The 13326-nt window shown below is 61.2% G+C and carries 15 protein-coding genes; 3 read left to right on the forward strand and 12 right to left on the reverse strand.

Annotated elements, in window-relative coordinates; translation table 11 throughout:
• Positions 1 to 91 precede the first annotated feature (91 nt).
• Positions 92 to 817 carry a peptidoglycan editing factor PgeF gene (gene pgeF / locus FFI16_RS22625; protein ID WP_138816895.1) on the reverse strand — a complete coding sequence of 242 codons (726 nt, stop codon included), beginning with the start codon at positions 815 to 817 and terminating at the stop codon, positions 92 to 94.
• The gene (gene rluD / locus FFI16_RS22630) at positions 814 to 1776 is read right to left on the reverse strand and encodes a 23S rRNA pseudouridine(1911/1915/1917) synthase RluD (RefSeq protein ID WP_017137596.1); all 963 of its coding nucleotides are present in this window, start codon (positions 1774 to 1776) and stop codon (positions 814 to 816) included. Before rluD ends, pgeF begins: the two co-directional genes overlap by 4 nt.
• Before the next feature lie 149 nt (positions 1777 to 1925).
• On the opposite strand from rluD, the gene FFI16_RS22635 reads away from it, so the two are divergent.
• Positions 1926 to 2951 carry an outer membrane protein assembly factor BamD gene (locus FFI16_RS22635; protein ID WP_138816896.1) on the forward strand — a complete coding sequence of 342 codons (1026 nt, stop codon included), beginning with the start codon at positions 1926 to 1928 and terminating at the stop codon, positions 2949 to 2951.
• Between the two features lie 126 nt (positions 2952 to 3077).
• Positions 3078 to 3311, forward strand: a complete 234-nt coding sequence (locus tag FFI16_RS22640) for a PP0621 family protein (protein WP_138816897.1) — start codon at positions 3078 to 3080, stop codon at positions 3309 to 3311.
• On the opposite strand, the gene thiO is transcribed toward FFI16_RS22640, so the two are convergent.
• The 5 genes from thiO to pilV form a co-directional block, all read right to left on the reverse strand.
• A complete protein-coding gene (thiO, locus tag FFI16_RS22645) occupies positions 3298 to 4407 on the reverse strand; it encodes a glycine oxidase ThiO (RefSeq protein WP_138816898.1) in 1110 nt (369 codons plus the stop codon). The genes FFI16_RS22640 and thiO overlap by 14 nt on opposite strands.
• A gap of 62 nt (positions 4408 to 4469) precedes the next feature.
• Complete coding sequence (locus tag FFI16_RS22650) at positions 4470 to 4871, reverse strand: type IV pilin protein (protein ID WP_138816899.1); 402 nt, start codon at positions 4869 to 4871, stop codon at positions 4470 to 4472.
• Between the two features lie 14 nt (positions 4872 to 4885).
• A complete protein-coding gene (locus tag FFI16_RS22655) occupies positions 4886 to 5410 on the reverse strand; it encodes a PilX N-terminal domain-containing pilus assembly protein (RefSeq protein ID WP_138816900.1) in 525 nt (174 codons plus the stop codon).
• A gap of 6 nt (positions 5411 to 5416) precedes the next feature.
• The gene (locus FFI16_RS22660) at positions 5417 to 6124 is read right to left on the reverse strand and encodes a prepilin-type N-terminal cleavage/methylation domain-containing protein (RefSeq protein WP_138816901.1); all 708 of its coding nucleotides are present in this window, start codon (positions 6122 to 6124) and stop codon (positions 5417 to 5419) included.
• Positions 6121 to 6606 (reverse strand): type IV pilus modification protein PilV, encoded by a 486-nt coding sequence (pilV, locus tag FFI16_RS22665; protein WP_138816902.1) that lies wholly within the window; start codon positions 6604 to 6606, stop codon positions 6121 to 6123. Before pilV ends, FFI16_RS22660 begins: the two co-directional genes overlap by 4 nt.
• Before the next feature lie 226 nt (positions 6607 to 6832).
• On the opposite strand from pilV, the gene FFI16_RS22670 reads away from it, so the two are divergent.
• Positions 6833 to 7414 (forward strand): GspH/FimT family pseudopilin, encoded by a 582-nt coding sequence (locus FFI16_RS22670; RefSeq protein WP_138817448.1) that lies wholly within the window; start codon positions 6833 to 6835, stop codon positions 7412 to 7414.
• Here the strand turns inward: FFI16_RS22670 and ispH are convergent.
• The 5 genes from ispH to ribF form a co-directional block, all read right to left on the reverse strand.
• Positions 7368 to 8315 (reverse strand): 4-hydroxy-3-methylbut-2-enyl diphosphate reductase, encoded by a 948-nt coding sequence (gene ispH / locus FFI16_RS22675; RefSeq protein WP_138816903.1) that lies wholly within the window; start codon positions 8313 to 8315, stop codon positions 7368 to 7370. The two genes, FFI16_RS22670 and ispH, sit on opposite strands and share 47 nt — an antisense overlap.
• Before the next feature lie 181 nt (positions 8316 to 8496).
• Positions 8497 to 8934, reverse strand: coding sequence for an FKBP-type peptidyl-prolyl cis-trans isomerase (gene fkpB / locus FFI16_RS22680; RefSeq protein WP_010213263.1), 438 nt, complete (start codon positions 8932 to 8934; stop codon positions 8497 to 8499).
• A gap of 7 nt (positions 8935 to 8941) precedes the next feature.
• The gene (lspA, locus tag FFI16_RS22685) at positions 8942 to 9454 is read right to left on the reverse strand and encodes a signal peptidase II (protein ID WP_138816904.1); all 513 of its coding nucleotides are present in this window, start codon (positions 9452 to 9454) and stop codon (positions 8942 to 8944) included.
• Positions 9447 to 12278 (reverse strand): isoleucine--tRNA ligase, encoded by a 2832-nt coding sequence (gene ileS / locus FFI16_RS22690; protein WP_056859106.1) that lies wholly within the window; start codon positions 12276 to 12278, stop codon positions 9447 to 9449. The genes lspA and ileS overlap by 8 nt, the downstream gene beginning before the upstream one ends.
• 14 nt (positions 12279 to 12292) lie before the next feature.
• Positions 12293 to 13231 carry a bifunctional riboflavin kinase/FAD synthetase gene (gene ribF / locus FFI16_RS22695; protein ID WP_178112702.1) on the reverse strand — a complete coding sequence of 313 codons (939 nt, stop codon included), beginning with the start codon at positions 13229 to 13231 and terminating at the stop codon, positions 12293 to 12295.
• Positions 13232 to 13326 lie beyond the last annotated feature (95 nt).

The following is a 13326-nucleotide window of genomic DNA, read 5'->3' on the forward strand; positions in this document are numbered from 1 at the left end:
CTGCCAGATACCCTTATAGATGGGGTGGATTCTGGAAGATTCAAGCAGCTGATCGTTGATGTGGATCAGCATTGATCCAAGTCAGGAGAGTCTAGCGCTCAAGCCAGATAAGGGAGGCGAACCGACCGGTGCGCGGGCTGCGACGGTAGGAAAAGAAGCGTGGGTCGGTCACGGTGCACAAACCACCACCGTATACAGCAGTGACACCGCGCGCGGCCAGGCGCAGGCGCGCCAGTTGGTAGATGTCGGCCATGTATTTGCCGGGATTACGGCTGGGTACAAAGGCCTCGGCCGAGGCTGGCAGTTGCTGCATGAAGGCTTCACGCACTTCGGGGCCGACCTCAAAGGCTTGCGGGCCGATGGCCGGGCCAAGCCAGACCAGTACGTCATCGGGTTCGGCATTCAAGCTTTCGAAGGCGGCTTCCAATACACCGGCCGCCAGCCCGCGCCAACCGGCATGGGCAGCCGCTACGCGGGTACCGGCACGGTTGCAGAACAACGCGGGCAGGCAGTCTGCGGTCATTGATGTACAGGCAATGCCGGGCGTGCTGGTCCAACTGGCATCGGCTTCAGCGATACGCGAAGGGTCAGCCTCCACCACGGTTATCCCGTGAACCTGGCGTAACCAGGCAGGCCGGATAGTAAAAGCATCGGTAAGACGGCGGCGATTTTCAAGGACAGCCTCAAGGCTGTCCTCGACATGATCACCCAGGTTAAGGCTGTCGAAGGGCGCCAGACTGACACCGCCCGCACGGGTGGTAACGCAGGCTTTGACTCCCGACGGCGCGGGCCAGTCAGGAATCAGCCAGTCACTCATCCAACAAACGCCTCGCGATCCTGCTTGAGCAACGACAACAACCAGACCAGATCGTCTGGCAGAGGCGATTCCCAGCTCATCCGCTTACCGCTCGTCGGATGATCCAGTTCCAGGAAGCGTGCATGCAGTGCCTGGCGCGGGAAAGTTTTCAGCGATTCAACCATGGTCTGGCTGGCCGCTGGCGGAATGCGGAAGCGACCGCCGTAGGCCGGATCTCCGACCAACGGGAAGTTGATATGCGCCATGTGCACGCGAATCTGGTGCGTACGGCCGGTTTCCAGCTTGACCCGCACATGCGTGTGGGACCGGAAACGCTCCAGCACACGGTAGTGGCTGACGGCCGGCTTGCCGCCTTCCATCACCGCCATACGCTGGCGCTGTTGGCCGTGGCGGCCGATCGGGGCGTTGATCTTGCCACCCGCCACCACCACGCCGATCACGATGCATTCGTAGATCCGGCTGACACTGCGGGCCTGCAATTGTGTGACCAACTGCGTCTGCGCCTGAATGGTCTTGGCCACCACCATCAAGCCGGTGGTGTCCTTGTCCAGGCGGTGCACGATGCCGCAGCGCGGCACGTTGACGATGTCCGGCACGTGGTGCAACAAGGCATTGAGCAAAGTGCCATCAGCGTGCCCGACCGCCGGGTGAACCACCAGGCCTGCGGGTTTGTTGATGACCAGGATGTCGTCGTCTTCATAGACGATATCCAGCTCGATGTCTTGGGCGACCCATTCTCCCTGGGCTTCCTGCTCGGCAGTCAGCTCAAGAATGGCACCGCCATGGACTATGTCTCGCGGGCGGATAACCGCTCCATCCACAGTCAGGCGGCCGTCTTTGATCCAGGCGGAAAGGCGCGAGCGCGAGTGCTCAGCGAATAATTGTGCGGCGACTTGATCGAGGCGTTGGCCGCCCAATTCGGACGGCACCTCTGCGCGAAGTTCAATTTTATCGGACATGCTCAGACTAGGCGTGGCACAGCCTTTGGTTTCGGCTGCGCGCTTGTGGTTAAATACGGCGTCTTTTGCCCCGAGGCTTTCAACGGGGCGCTCATCATAACAGGACGGCCCCGCCCAAGACAGCGGCCGTCATAGGGACGCAAGCCGCCATGCAAGTGAAACACCTGCTGCTGATCGCCATCCTCGCCATGACTGCTGCTTGCTCGTCAACAAAGGAAGTCGTCGACGAAAACCTGAGCGAAGTCGAGCTGTATCAATTAGCTCAAAAAGACTTGGACAATAATAGCTACACCAGTGCCACAGCCAAGCTGAAGGCCCTGGAGTCGCGCTATCCGTTCGGGCGCTACGCCGACCAGGCACAGCTCGAGCTGATCTACGCCAACTACAAGAACGCGGAGCCGGAAGCTGCCAAGTCCGCCGCCGAGCGTTTTATCCGTCTGCATCCGCAGCACCCGAACGTGGACTACGCCTACTACATGAAGGGCCTGACCTCGTTCGACCAGGACGTTGGCCTGCTGGCGCGCTTCCTGCCGCTGGACATGACCAAGCGTGACCCTGGCGCTGCCCGCGACTCCTACAACGAGTTCGCCCAGCTCACCAGTCGCTACCCCAACAGCCGCTACGCGCCGGACGCCAAGCAGCGCATGATCTACTTGCGCAACCTGCTGGCGTCCTACGAGATCCACGTGGCCGACTACTACCTGACCCGTCAGGCGTATGTAGCTGCCGCCAACCGTGGCCGTTACGTGGTAGAGAACTTCCAGGAAACCCCTTCCGTGGGTGATGGCCTGGCGGTAATGACCCAGGCTTACCAGGCGTTGCACCTGGATGCATTGGCAGCCACCAGCCTGGAAACCTTGAAGCTCAACTACCCGGACTCCCCAAGCCTGAATGACGGCCAGTTCGTACCGCGGGTTGCGCAAGCGGACAACCGTTCGTGGCTGAGCAAATACACCCTGGGCCTGATCAGTTCCCGCCCACCGTTGCCGCCGGGCGAAACCCGCGCCAACCAGGACGTGATGAAGCAGTTCCAGGACGCCAAGGAAGCCATTCCTTCGGAGCTCAAGCCGCATGACGCCAATGGCGACGTGATCGAAGAAGAAGCACCGCAGGCCCTGGGCAACAATGAAGACCGTTCGTGGTTCAGCTACATGACCTTCGGCGTGTTCGACTGATTGCACACCGCGTGATCAAGAAGGAGCCTCTCGGGGCTCCTTTTTTGTGGCCGTCGTATTAATGCACTGTGCGCTGGCCACGCGCTTGGCTAAACTGGCGCATTCCCTGTCGAGAAACTGCCCATCATGCTTCGTCTACTGTTCTGGATTGCCGTCATTGCTGCCGCGGTTTGGTTCTGGCGCAAATTCAAAAGCCCGGCGGCCAGGCAGCAACGCTCCGCCGAGCCGGGCGCGGCCTTGATGGTGCGCTGCGCCCACTGCGGCGTGCACCTGCCGCAGGATCGCGCACTCAGTTCACGCCAGGCGTGGTACTGCACCCAGGCGCACCTGGAGCAAGGGCCGAAGTCTATCCAGCGTTGATCCGACCGGCGGGCGCATACGGCGCCGGGTCGATGATCGGTGTGCGCCCCAGCAGCAAGTCAGCAAACAGTTGGCAGGAGGCCGGCGCGAGCACCAGCCCATTGCGGTAATGCCCGCAGTTGAGCCAAAGCCCTTTGAAACCGGGTACTTCACCGATGTAAGGGATACCTTCCGGTGAACCGGGGCGCAAACCGGCCCAGTGGCCTACGACTTGCGCATCTGCCAGCGCGGGAATCAACTCCACCGCCGACGCCTTCAGGCTTTCCAGGGCCATGTCGGTCGGGGTCTTGTCGAACCCTTCGTGCTCCAGCGTACTGCCGATCAGAATGTGCCCGTCACGCCGTGGGATCGCATAACGCCCCTTGGCCAGCACCATGCTCGACAAAAAGTCCGACGCACATTTGTACAAAATCATTTGGCCTTTGACCGGCTCTACCGGCAGCGACAGGCCCAGTTTGCCGAGTATCTCACCGCTCCAGGCGCCCGCCGCCAGCACCACCTGGTCGCCCAGGACCGGCCCCGCTGCGGTGTTCACACCCACGACGTTGCCATCTTCGATAACAAACCCATCGACTTCGCACTGCTCATGAAGGGTCACGCCGGGAAGCGCCAACAGCGCGGCCTTGAGGGATTTGACCAGGCGCGGGTTGCGCACATTGGCCACGTCCGCCATGTAGATCGCCTGGGAATATCCACCCCCCAGCACCGGCACCGCATCATGGGCGGCCGACACATCCACCTTGCTCAACGGTCGGCCTTCACGGGCAGCCCAGGCCAACGCCTGGGCCTCATCTTCCAGGTCCAGCCAGTACAGGCCCGTGGTGTGAACCTCTGGATCAACTCCGGTGGCTGCAAACAGTCGCTCTGCCAACTGCGGGTAAAAATCCTGCGACCAATGGGCCAGTGCGGTGACCGCCGGGCTGTATCGCCATGGATACAGCGGCGAAACAATACCGCCACCCGCCCAGGAAGACTCCTGCCCTAGGCCCGACCGCTCCAGCAGCACCACGGCCTGCCCCTGTGTGGCGAGGTTAAATGCGGTCAACAAGCCGATAACACCGCCACCGACAATCACCACTTGCTGTTGCTTAGCCATCATTTGATCCAGCCGATAAAAAGGGAAAAGCGCACCCGGCGCCCATTCATCCAGCACTCTCATCATTGCCCCCAACACGCCTGGCGCGACATTTCAGGTATCGCGCCCGGATTGCTGCGCACGCCGGTGCTGGACAAGCTGAACTCACCGCACGGGTCATTCGCCATAAGGGCGCCGACCGCAGGCGAGGCGACCAAGGTGAATGCCTCGGGGCTCAATGCAGTGCTGATTCTATAGTGATCATTGCCGGCACTGGCGCCGCTTGCATCAATAAAAGTGCCGTGGCGCGTGTAAAAGCGCTCAAGGTGCTGAGCCTGCTCAATCAGCAATGCAACGATCTGCGCGCGGTGGGCTTTTTTTACCTGCCCGGTATACGCGGGGTAAGCAATTGCGGCCAAAAACGCGATGATGGCGACCGCGCTCAGTAACTCGATCAGGGTAAAACCTTGGCAATCCTTGCCCATTGATACGCTCCTTATTAGTGAAGTTGTCGCCATAGCACCCGATGAACGCTCTGGCCTCCCTCTGCCTGTGCATAGACCGCCTCCAGCACCGTGCGCACCTGGCCTTTGCTCCCAACCGCCGTCACGCGGTACAACGCAGCCGGCGTTTCGGCAGGCAAACCCGCCAGCCCCATGCCCATTCCCAGGGATTGAACGCCATACAGGCCGCCCTTCAGGGCAACCCAGGTGACCGCTGAAACTGGGTGTGTACCAGCCTCTACCACCTGCGACGATTCCACTGGCGGCGCACAGGTATTGATCGACCGACACACCGGCAGCGTCGCGCCGGCCCGCCGGATCACCGACTCCCCCAACCTCAGGCCACTTTCGGCGCTTTGGAATGACTGGTTTCGATGCCATACGCTGCCGGTAAGCTTTTGTTGGGACACCGCCCCTTGCATCGAAGCCAGGCCGATCAGTGACAGCACCAGCAGAAACACCAGGCTGATCAACAAAACCATGCCGGTTTGCCGCGCAAAAACGCCTTGATGATTGAACATGCCGCCCTACCCCAACCGGTTTCGCAAGGCTGCTACGACGCTGTAGGCCTGATCTTTCACACGCCCGGTCGGGTCTTGCAGCGTCATGCGCAGGCGTACGCTGCGGATCAGCGATGCATCCGCAGGGCTGGCGTCATAGCGCACTGCCTTAAGCGAATCAGGTTTGCCTGCCACGCCGAAACTTATGTCGAACGCCTGCACGTTATCCAACAACACTGCCTTGGCCGGTGCCGCAGGCGTACTGACCTTCAATTGCCCCGTTTCAAAGGTGTAGGTGATTTGGCGCAACGCAAACCGGATCTGCCCGGGCATCGGTAGCGGTGAGCTCCCCGCATAGGCTTGGGCCGTGCCGAGGCAGTCAGAGAGCACCGTCCAGTCAGGCGTGCCGCCCTCACTTGCCACATCGGCGGTAACCAGCGTCAGCGACCAGGAACTGCCAGTAGAAAGCCAGCCGACAGGTCGATCAAAGGCTGCCGGCGCGTTGTCGATAGAGGCTGTCGCCAGACAGCCGAACATTCCCGTCTGGCGGATATCCTGGACCATTTTGCCCAGCACAAACCGCGCATCATCCTGCAGCGCCATGGCGGCCTGTTGGCTGGTTTGAGTCGCGCGAGCGCTGATCGCCACCTGGCTGACACCCAGTATCAGCAGCAACCCGACAGCCAGCGCGAGCAACAACTCCACCAGGCTGAAGCCACGGACAAAGCGTCTCATTGAGGAGCCTGCGGGTCGCTGGTAATGCGGCTGGTGAGGGTGAAGGTTTCCCGTGCCCCACGGATATTAGCCCCACGCGAGTCATCCCAGCTGATGCTCACGGTCACCTCGCCACCGCTGATCACCACCGAGCCTTTGGCGTCCGTGCCGGCGAAACCGATGATATTGGCTTCGAAGTCATGCAGGTCCAGGTCCCGCACGCTGGCGGTCGCGCTATTGGCGGGAGCACGTTGTGCGAGCCCCCATGCATAGTCGGCGCCTGAGTTGGCGCGGATTCGGTCGAGCATATCGTAGGCAATGAAACTGGCCTGGCTGGTCATCCTTGAGCTGTCGGTGTACTTGAGTGCATTGAGCTGAGTGACTGCGGCGCCCAGCAGCCCGACGGCGAGAATCAGCACCGCCACCAGCACTTCGATCAGGGTCATGCCGGTTTGCTGCCGAGGCAGCGCGTAGGGAAAAAGTCTGTTCGGGCAGGCAAGCATTACCGTCGTCATCCGTGTCGAAGGCCGAAAAAAGCAGCGCAGCGCTGCTGTGCGACCCAAGACTAGCGCCGGTTTTTGGCTGGCGCTGCGATCGGAACAAAGGGAAATACTTTGGACATAAAGGCCATCATCCGGCGCAGCTACCGGAGGCTATACCTACGTCTGCACCTCACTATTTACCTTGTCCAAGGAGGGACAGACGATGCAACAACCTAAGCACCAGCTTATGCAACAGCGCGGTTTCACCCTGATCGAGCTGCTGTTCGGCCTGTTCCTCGGCAGCATCCTGGCGCAAATGGCAGTGCCCGCCTTCAAGGGTTTGCTTGCGTCGCAGCAGCAACGCAGCGCGGCCCACTCGCTTGCCGAAGGCCTGCGATTGGCCCGCACTGAGGCGATCACACGCAATCGCGCAGTGATCATTCAGGCCATTGCGAACGATTGGAGCAAAGGATGGCAGGTCATCGTGGACATGAGCGGGCGCGGCCAGCAGGACGCCAGCAACCCGATAGTGTTGGAACGACAGAACAACGGGCGCGTGACAATGGCCGGCAATGGGCCAGTCAAGAGCCAGGTACGCTTCAGCGGGCTGGGTGAGCCGGTGTTTGCGGGAGGTGGCTTCCGCGCCGGTACGGTGCACATTTGCGGCACAGACCCGGCACAGAGCCTCTATCAAGTGGTACTGGCACCCAGCGGGCGCATCAGCCTGCGCAGTGAGGCCACCGAACAGGCGCTGTGCCGCAGTGGCACAGGCACCGTTGCACTCAGAGCAGAGAACGAACCCGTAGCTCCTTGGGCATCGAGAACGTGACGTTCTCTGCGCGGCCGTCCAACTCATCCGCGCCGGTAGCACCCCAGGCCTGCAACTGCTGGATCACACCACGCACCAGCACTTCTGGAGCCGAAGCCCCGGCGGTGATGCCGATACGCTCAACGCCATCGAACCAACTGCGCTGCATGTCTTCAGCGCCATCGATCAGGTAGGCCGGCGTGGCCATGCGTTCAGCCAGTTCGCGCAAGCGGTTGGAGTTGGAGCTGTTGGGGCTGCCCACCACCAGGACCACATCGCACTCGTCGGCCAGTTGCTTGACCGCGTCCTGGCGGTTTTGCGTGGCGTAGCAGATGTCGTCTTTGCGTGGCCCGCCAATCGCCGGGAAGCGCGTGCGCAGGGCATCGATCACACGGCTGGTGTCGTCCATCGACAGCGTGGTTTGCGTCACGAAGGCCAGGCGATCAGGGTTGCGTACCTGCAACTCGGCCACGTCTTTTTCGTCCTCCACCAGGTAGATGGCGCCGCCATTGCTGGCGTCGTACTGGCCCATGGTGCCTTCGACTTCCGGGTGACCGGCGTGGCCGATCAGGATGCACTCACGGCCGTCGCGGCTGTAACGCGCGACTTCGATGTGTACCTTGGTCACCAGCGGGCAGGTGGCGTCGAACACCTTGAGGCCACGGCCGGCCGCTTCGGTACGGACTGCCTGGGACACACCGTGGGCGCTGAAAATGACGATAACGTCGTCCGGCACCTGGTCGAGTTCTTCGACAAAGATAGCCCCGCGCGCGCGCAGGTCTTCAACCACGAATTTGTTGTGGACGACTTCATGGCGCACGTAAATCGGCGGCCCGAACACTTCCAGGGCGCGATTGACGATTTCGATCGCCCGGTCCACACCGGCGCAGAAGCCACGGGGGTTGGCGAGTTTGATTTGCATGCTGTGCCTCGTGTCTTGCAGCCACTTCGAGCCAGGTATGACGCTGACTCAACTGACAATGAAGATCAAAGGTGGGAGCGGGCTTGCTCGCGAATGCGCAGTGTCAGTCACCGAACTATCAGACTGATCCACCGCATTCGCGAGCAAGCCCGCTCCCACATTTTAGACCGCGTTCGGCCAATTAAAGCGCTTTAACGTCGATGATTTCAACGTCAAACGTCAAGGTTTTACCGGCCAACGGGTGGTTGAAGTCGATGGTCACTTGCGCGTCATCGAAGGTTTTAACCACGCCGGGCAGCTCGGTGTTCGCCGCATCGTTGAAGATCACCAACAGGCCTTCCGACAGGTCCATGTCCTGGAACTGCGAGCGCGGGATGATCTGCACGTTTTGCGGGTTGGGCTGGCCAAAGGCGTTTTCCGGCAGGATCTGCAGGGTGCGCTTGTCGCCAGCCTTGAAACCGAACAGTGCCGCTTCAAAACCCGGCAGCAGGTTGCCGTCACCGACCTTGAAGGTCGCCGGGGCTTTGTCGAACGTGCTGTCGACCGTGTCGCCATTCTCCAGGCGCAATGCGAAATGCAAAGTGACTTCCGTGTTCTGGCCGATGCGTTGCTCAGCCAATACCTGATCAGTCATTGACGGTCTCTCCGGTTTTCTTGCTTTTGAACATATCCAACGCCAGCATGATTGCACCGACGGTGATGGCACTGTCGGCAAAGTTGAACGCCGGGAAGTACCAGCGGTTCTGCCAATGCACCAGAATAAAATCGATCACATGGCCCAGGGCAATGCGGTCGTACAAGTTGCCCAGCGCGCCGCCCAGCACCAGGGCCAGGGCGATTGCCAGCCAGGTGTCATCGCGGCCGAGGCGTTTGAGCCACACCACCAGCACCGCACTGACCACCACGGCGATCAGGGCGAACAGCCAGCGCTGCCAGCCGCCGCTGTCAGCCAGGAAGCTGAAGGCGGCGCCAGTGTTGTAGGCCAGGGTCCAGCTGAAGTAGTCAGGAATGACCACGATTTGCTGGAACATCTGCAGGGAGCCTTCGAAATGAGCCTTGCTGACCTGGTCAATGACCAGGACCAGCACGCTCAGCACGAGCCAACCCAGACGTCCGAAACGACTGGAAGCATTAGGCATAGTGGCGAACCTCGCCAGCACCGCTGATGTTGTCCACGCAACGACCGCAGATTTCCGGGTGCTCCGGGTTCACGCCGACGTCTTCACGGCAGTGCCAGCAACGGGCGCACTTAGGGAAGGCCGACTTGACCACTTTGAGCTTGAGGCCCGGTACTTCGGTGGCCACGGCGTCCGCTGGCGCCTGGGCAAACGGTGCCAGGCTTGCGGTCGAGGTGATCAGCACGAAGCGCAGTTCGTTGCTCAGCTTGGCCAGGTCGGCGGTCAGGCCTTCCTCGGCAAACAGGGTGACTTCGGCTTGCAGGTTGCCACCGACGGCCTTGGCCGCACGCTGAACTTCCAGCTCCTTGTTCACCGCCACTTTGACGGCCATTACGCCTTCCCAGTATTCGCGGCCCAGTTCGAAGTTGGCCGGCAATTCGGTCAGGCCTTCGTACCAGGTGTTGAGCATCACCGATTCGTTACGCTCGCCCGGCAGGTATTCCCACAGTTCGTCGGCGGTGAAGGCCAGGATCGGCGCGATCCAGCGCACCAGCGCTTCAGAGATGTGGTACAGCGCGGTCTGCGCCGAGCGGCGTGCCTTGCTGTTGGCGCCGGTGGTGTACTGGCGGTCCTTGATGATATCGAGGTAGAAACCACCCAGCTCCTGCACGCAGAAGTTGTGGATCTTGGAGTACACGTTCCAGAAGCGGTATTCGCCGTAGTGTTCCTGCAACTCGCGCTGCAGCAACAGGGTACGGTCCACGGCCCAACGGTCCAGGGCAAGCATGTCCTCGGCCGGCAGGATGTCGGTGGCCGGGTTGAAACCGGTCAGGTTCGACAGCAGGAAGCGTGCGGTATTACGGATACGGCGGTAGGCATCGGCGCTGCGGGCCAGGATCTGGTCCGACACGGCGATTTCGCCCGAGTAATCGGTCGAGGCAACCCACAGACGCATGATGTCGGCGCCCAGGGTATCGTTGATCTTTTTCGGCTCGATCACGTTTTTCAGCGACTTGGACATCTTGCGGCCCGTCTCGTCGACGGTGAAGCCGTGGGTCAGCAGTTCGCGATACGGCGCGTGGTTGTCGATGGCGCAACCGGTCAGCAGCGACGAGTGGAACCAGCCACGGTGTTGGTCCGAGCCTTCCAGGTACAGGTCGGCACGCGGGCCGGTAGCGTGGCCCATCGGGTGCGAACCGCGCAGCACGTGCCAGTGGGTGGTGCCCGAGTCGAACCACACGTCGAGGGTGTCACTGATCTTGTCGTATAGCGGCGCTTCATCGCCCAACAGCTCGGCAGCGTCCAGCTTGAACCAGGCTTCGATGCCTTCCTGTTCAACGCGCAGCGCCACTGCTTCCATCAGCTCGACGGTGCGTGGGTGCAGTTCGCCGCTTTCCTTGTTCAGGAAGAACGGGATCGGCACGCCCCAGTTGCGCTGGCGGGAGATGCACCAGTCCGGGCGGTTGGCGATCATCGAGTGCAGGCGCGCCTGGCCCCAGGCCGGGACGAACTTGGTTTCTTCGATGGCTTTAAGCGAGCGCACACGCAAGGTGTCGCCGCTGGTCGGCTCTTTGTCCATGCCGATAAACCACTGCGCCGTGGCGCGGTAGATCAACGGGGTCTTGTGACGCCAGCAGTGCATGTAGCTGTGCTTGATGGTGTCGGATTTCACCAGCGCACCGACTTCGCTCAGCTTGTCGATGATCGCCTGGTCGGCCTTGAAGATGAACTGGCCGCCGAAGAACTCCAGCGACGGCACGTACACGCCATTGCTCTGCACCGGGTTGATGATGTCGTCATTCACCATGCCGTACTTCTTGCAGATGACGAAGTCATCCACGCCGTAGGCCGGCGAGCAGTGAACAATGCCAGTACCCGAACCCAACTCCACGTAGTCAGCCAGGTACACCGGCGACAGACGGTCGTAGAACGGGTGACGGAAGTTGATCAGTTCCAGCGCGGTGCCGGTGGTGGTGGCGATGACCGAACCTTGCAGCTCGTAGCGCGCCAGGCAGGCCTCGACCATTTCTTCAGCGAGTACCAGCAGGCGATCACCGACGTCCACCAGGGCGTAGGTGAATTCCGGGTGCACGTTCAGCGCCTGGTTGGCCGGGATGGTCCACGGGGTGGTGGTCCAGATCACGATGGCTGCAGGCTTTGGCAGGCTCGACAGGCCAAAGGCTTGAGCCAGCTTGGCGTCGTCGGCGATCGGGAAGGCCACGTCGATGGTCGAAGACTTCTTGTCTTCGTACTCGACTTCCGCTTCAGCCAGGGCCGAACCGCAATCGAAGCACCAGTTCACCGGTTTGAGGCCCTTGAACACGAAACCGCCTTTGACGATTTCGGCCAAGGCGCGGATTTCGCCGGCCTCGTTCTTGAAGTTCATGGTCTTGTACGGGTTGTCCCACTCGCCCAGCACGCCCAGGCGGATGAATTCGGACTTCTGCCCTTCGATCTGCTCGGTGGCGTAGGCACGGCACAGTTCGCGGGTTTTATCCGCGCCCAGGTTCTTGCCGTAGGTCACTTCGACTTTGTGCTCGATCGGCAGGCCGTGGCAGTCCCAGCCCGGAACATAAGGTGCGTCGAAGCCCGACAGGGTTTTCGAACGCAGGATCATGTCCTTGAGAATTTTGTTCAGCGCATGACCGATGTGAATCGTGCCGTTGGCATAAGGAGGGCCGTCGTGCAGGACGAACTTCGGACGATCCTTGCCAATTTCGCGCAACTTTCCGTACAGGCCAATACTGTCCCAGCGCTGCAGGATCTGCGGTTCGCGCTGTGGCAGGCCGGCCTTCATTGGGAAGGCGGTGTCCGGAAGGTTTAGCGTGGCTTTATAGTCGGTCATTTAAGGCTCTTCGGTTAGCGATGGGCGCTAGGTGCGGCTAGTGCACGGGCGGCGGCGACATCCGCATTGATCGCCGTTTTCAACGCCTCAAGGGAGGCGAAACGCTGCTCTTCACGCAGCTTCTGGTGGAAAACCACCGTTAAACGCCGGTCATACAAATCACCGGCAAAATCCAAAAGGTGAACTTCCAGGTGGGCCCTGCCATCACCTGCAACCGTGGGCCTGACGCCTATGTTGGCGACTCCCGGCCACGATTGGCCGTCGATGTCGACACTCACCAGGTAAACCCCGGTAAGTGGCACACGACGACGTTTGAGCTGCACGTTGGCAGTTGGCGTGCCCAGTTGGCGCGCCAGCTTCTGGCCGTGCAAGACCCGCCCGGCAATGCGGAACGGGCGACCGAGTAAACGCTCGGCCAAGGCGAAGTCGGCAGCCGCCAGGGCATTACGCACCTGGGTACTGCTCACGCGCAGGCCGTCCAGTTCGACGGTTTGCGCGGCTTCGACGGTAAAACCTTGATTCACTCCGGCGTGTTGCAGGAAGTCGAAATCGCCGACGCGGTCGCAGCCGAAACGGAAGTCGTCGCCGACCTCCAGGTGCTGCACGCCCAGGCCGTCCACCAGGATGCGGTCGACGAACTCGGCGGCGCTGAGGCTTTGCAAGCGCTGATTGAAGGCCAGGCACAGCACGCGGTCCACGCCCTCTTCAGCCAGCAGTTGCAGCTTGTCGCGCAGGCGGGCCAAGCGTGCCGGCGCCGTCTCGGGAGTAAAGTATTCCCGCGGCTGTGGCTCAAAAATCACCACGCAGCTGGGCACGCCCAACTCGACCGCACGTTCACGCAGCCGGCCCAGGATAGCCTGGTGGCCACGGTGAACACCGTCAAAGTTGCCAATAGTGGCGACGCAGCCCCGATGCTCGGGGCGCAGGTTGTGGAGACCTCGAACCAGCTGCATAACGCGCTTCTTGCTCATAAAGTGGTCGATTATAACCACACCCGGCCCCGGACGACAGGCAACAGCGCAGGCCAAATGGATCGAATCGATAAAAC

Origin of the sequence: Pseudomonas sp. KBS0710 (genome assembly GCF_005938045.2) — a bacterium.
Taxonomy (GTDB): Bacteria; Pseudomonadota; Gammaproteobacteria; order Pseudomonadales; family Pseudomonadaceae; genus Aquipseudomonas.

Coding starts and splice junctions, on each gene's coding strand:
- rluD (WP_017137596.1), bottom strand. CDS start 1,776: ATGTCCGATAAAATTGAACTTCGCGCAGAGGTGCCGTCCGAATTGGGC.
- FFI16_RS22650 (WP_138816899.1), bottom strand. CDS start 4,871: ATGGGCAAGGATTGCCAAGGTTTTACCCTGATCGAGTTACTGAGCGCG.
- pilV (WP_138816902.1), bottom strand. CDS start 6,606: ATGCTTGCCTGCCCGAACAGACTTTTTCCCTACGCGCTGCCTCGGCAG.
- ribF (WP_178112702.1), bottom strand. CDS start 13,231: ATGCAGCTGGTTCGAGGTCTCCACAACCTGCGCCCCGAGCATCGGGGC.
- FFI16_RS22635 (WP_138816896.1), top strand. CDS start 1,926: ATGCAAGTGAAACACCTGCTGCTGATCGCCATCCTCGCCATGACTGCT.
- ispH (WP_138816903.1), bottom strand. CDS start 8,315: ATGCAAATCAAACTCGCCAACCCCCGTGGCTTCTGCGCCGGTGTGGAC.
- lspA (WP_138816904.1), bottom strand. CDS start 9,454: ATGCCTAATGCTTCCAGTCGTTTCGGACGTCTGGGTTGGCTCGTGCTG.
- ileS (WP_056859106.1), bottom strand. CDS start 12,278: ATGACCGACTATAAAGCCACGCTAAACCTTCCGGACACCGCCTTCCCA.
- FFI16_RS22660 (WP_138816901.1), bottom strand. CDS start 6,124: ATGAGACGCTTTGTCCGTGGCTTCAGCCTGGTGGAGTTGTTGCTCGCG.
- FFI16_RS22655 (WP_138816900.1), bottom strand. CDS start 5,410: ATGTTCAATCATCAAGGCGTTTTTGCGCGGCAAACCGGCATGGTTTTG.
- pgeF (WP_138816895.1), bottom strand. CDS start 817: ATGAGTGACTGGCTGATTCCTGACTGGCCCGCGCCGTCGGGAGTCAAA.
- FFI16_RS22670 (WP_138817448.1), top strand. CDS start 6,833: ATGCAACAGCGCGGTTTCACCCTGATCGAGCTGCTGTTCGGCCTGTTC.
- FFI16_RS22640 (WP_138816897.1), top strand. CDS start 3,078: ATGCTTCGTCTACTGTTCTGGATTGCCGTCATTGCTGCCGCGGTTTGG.
- thiO (WP_138816898.1), bottom strand. CDS start 4,407: ATGGCTAAGCAACAGCAAGTGGTGATTGTCGGTGGCGGTGTTATCGGC.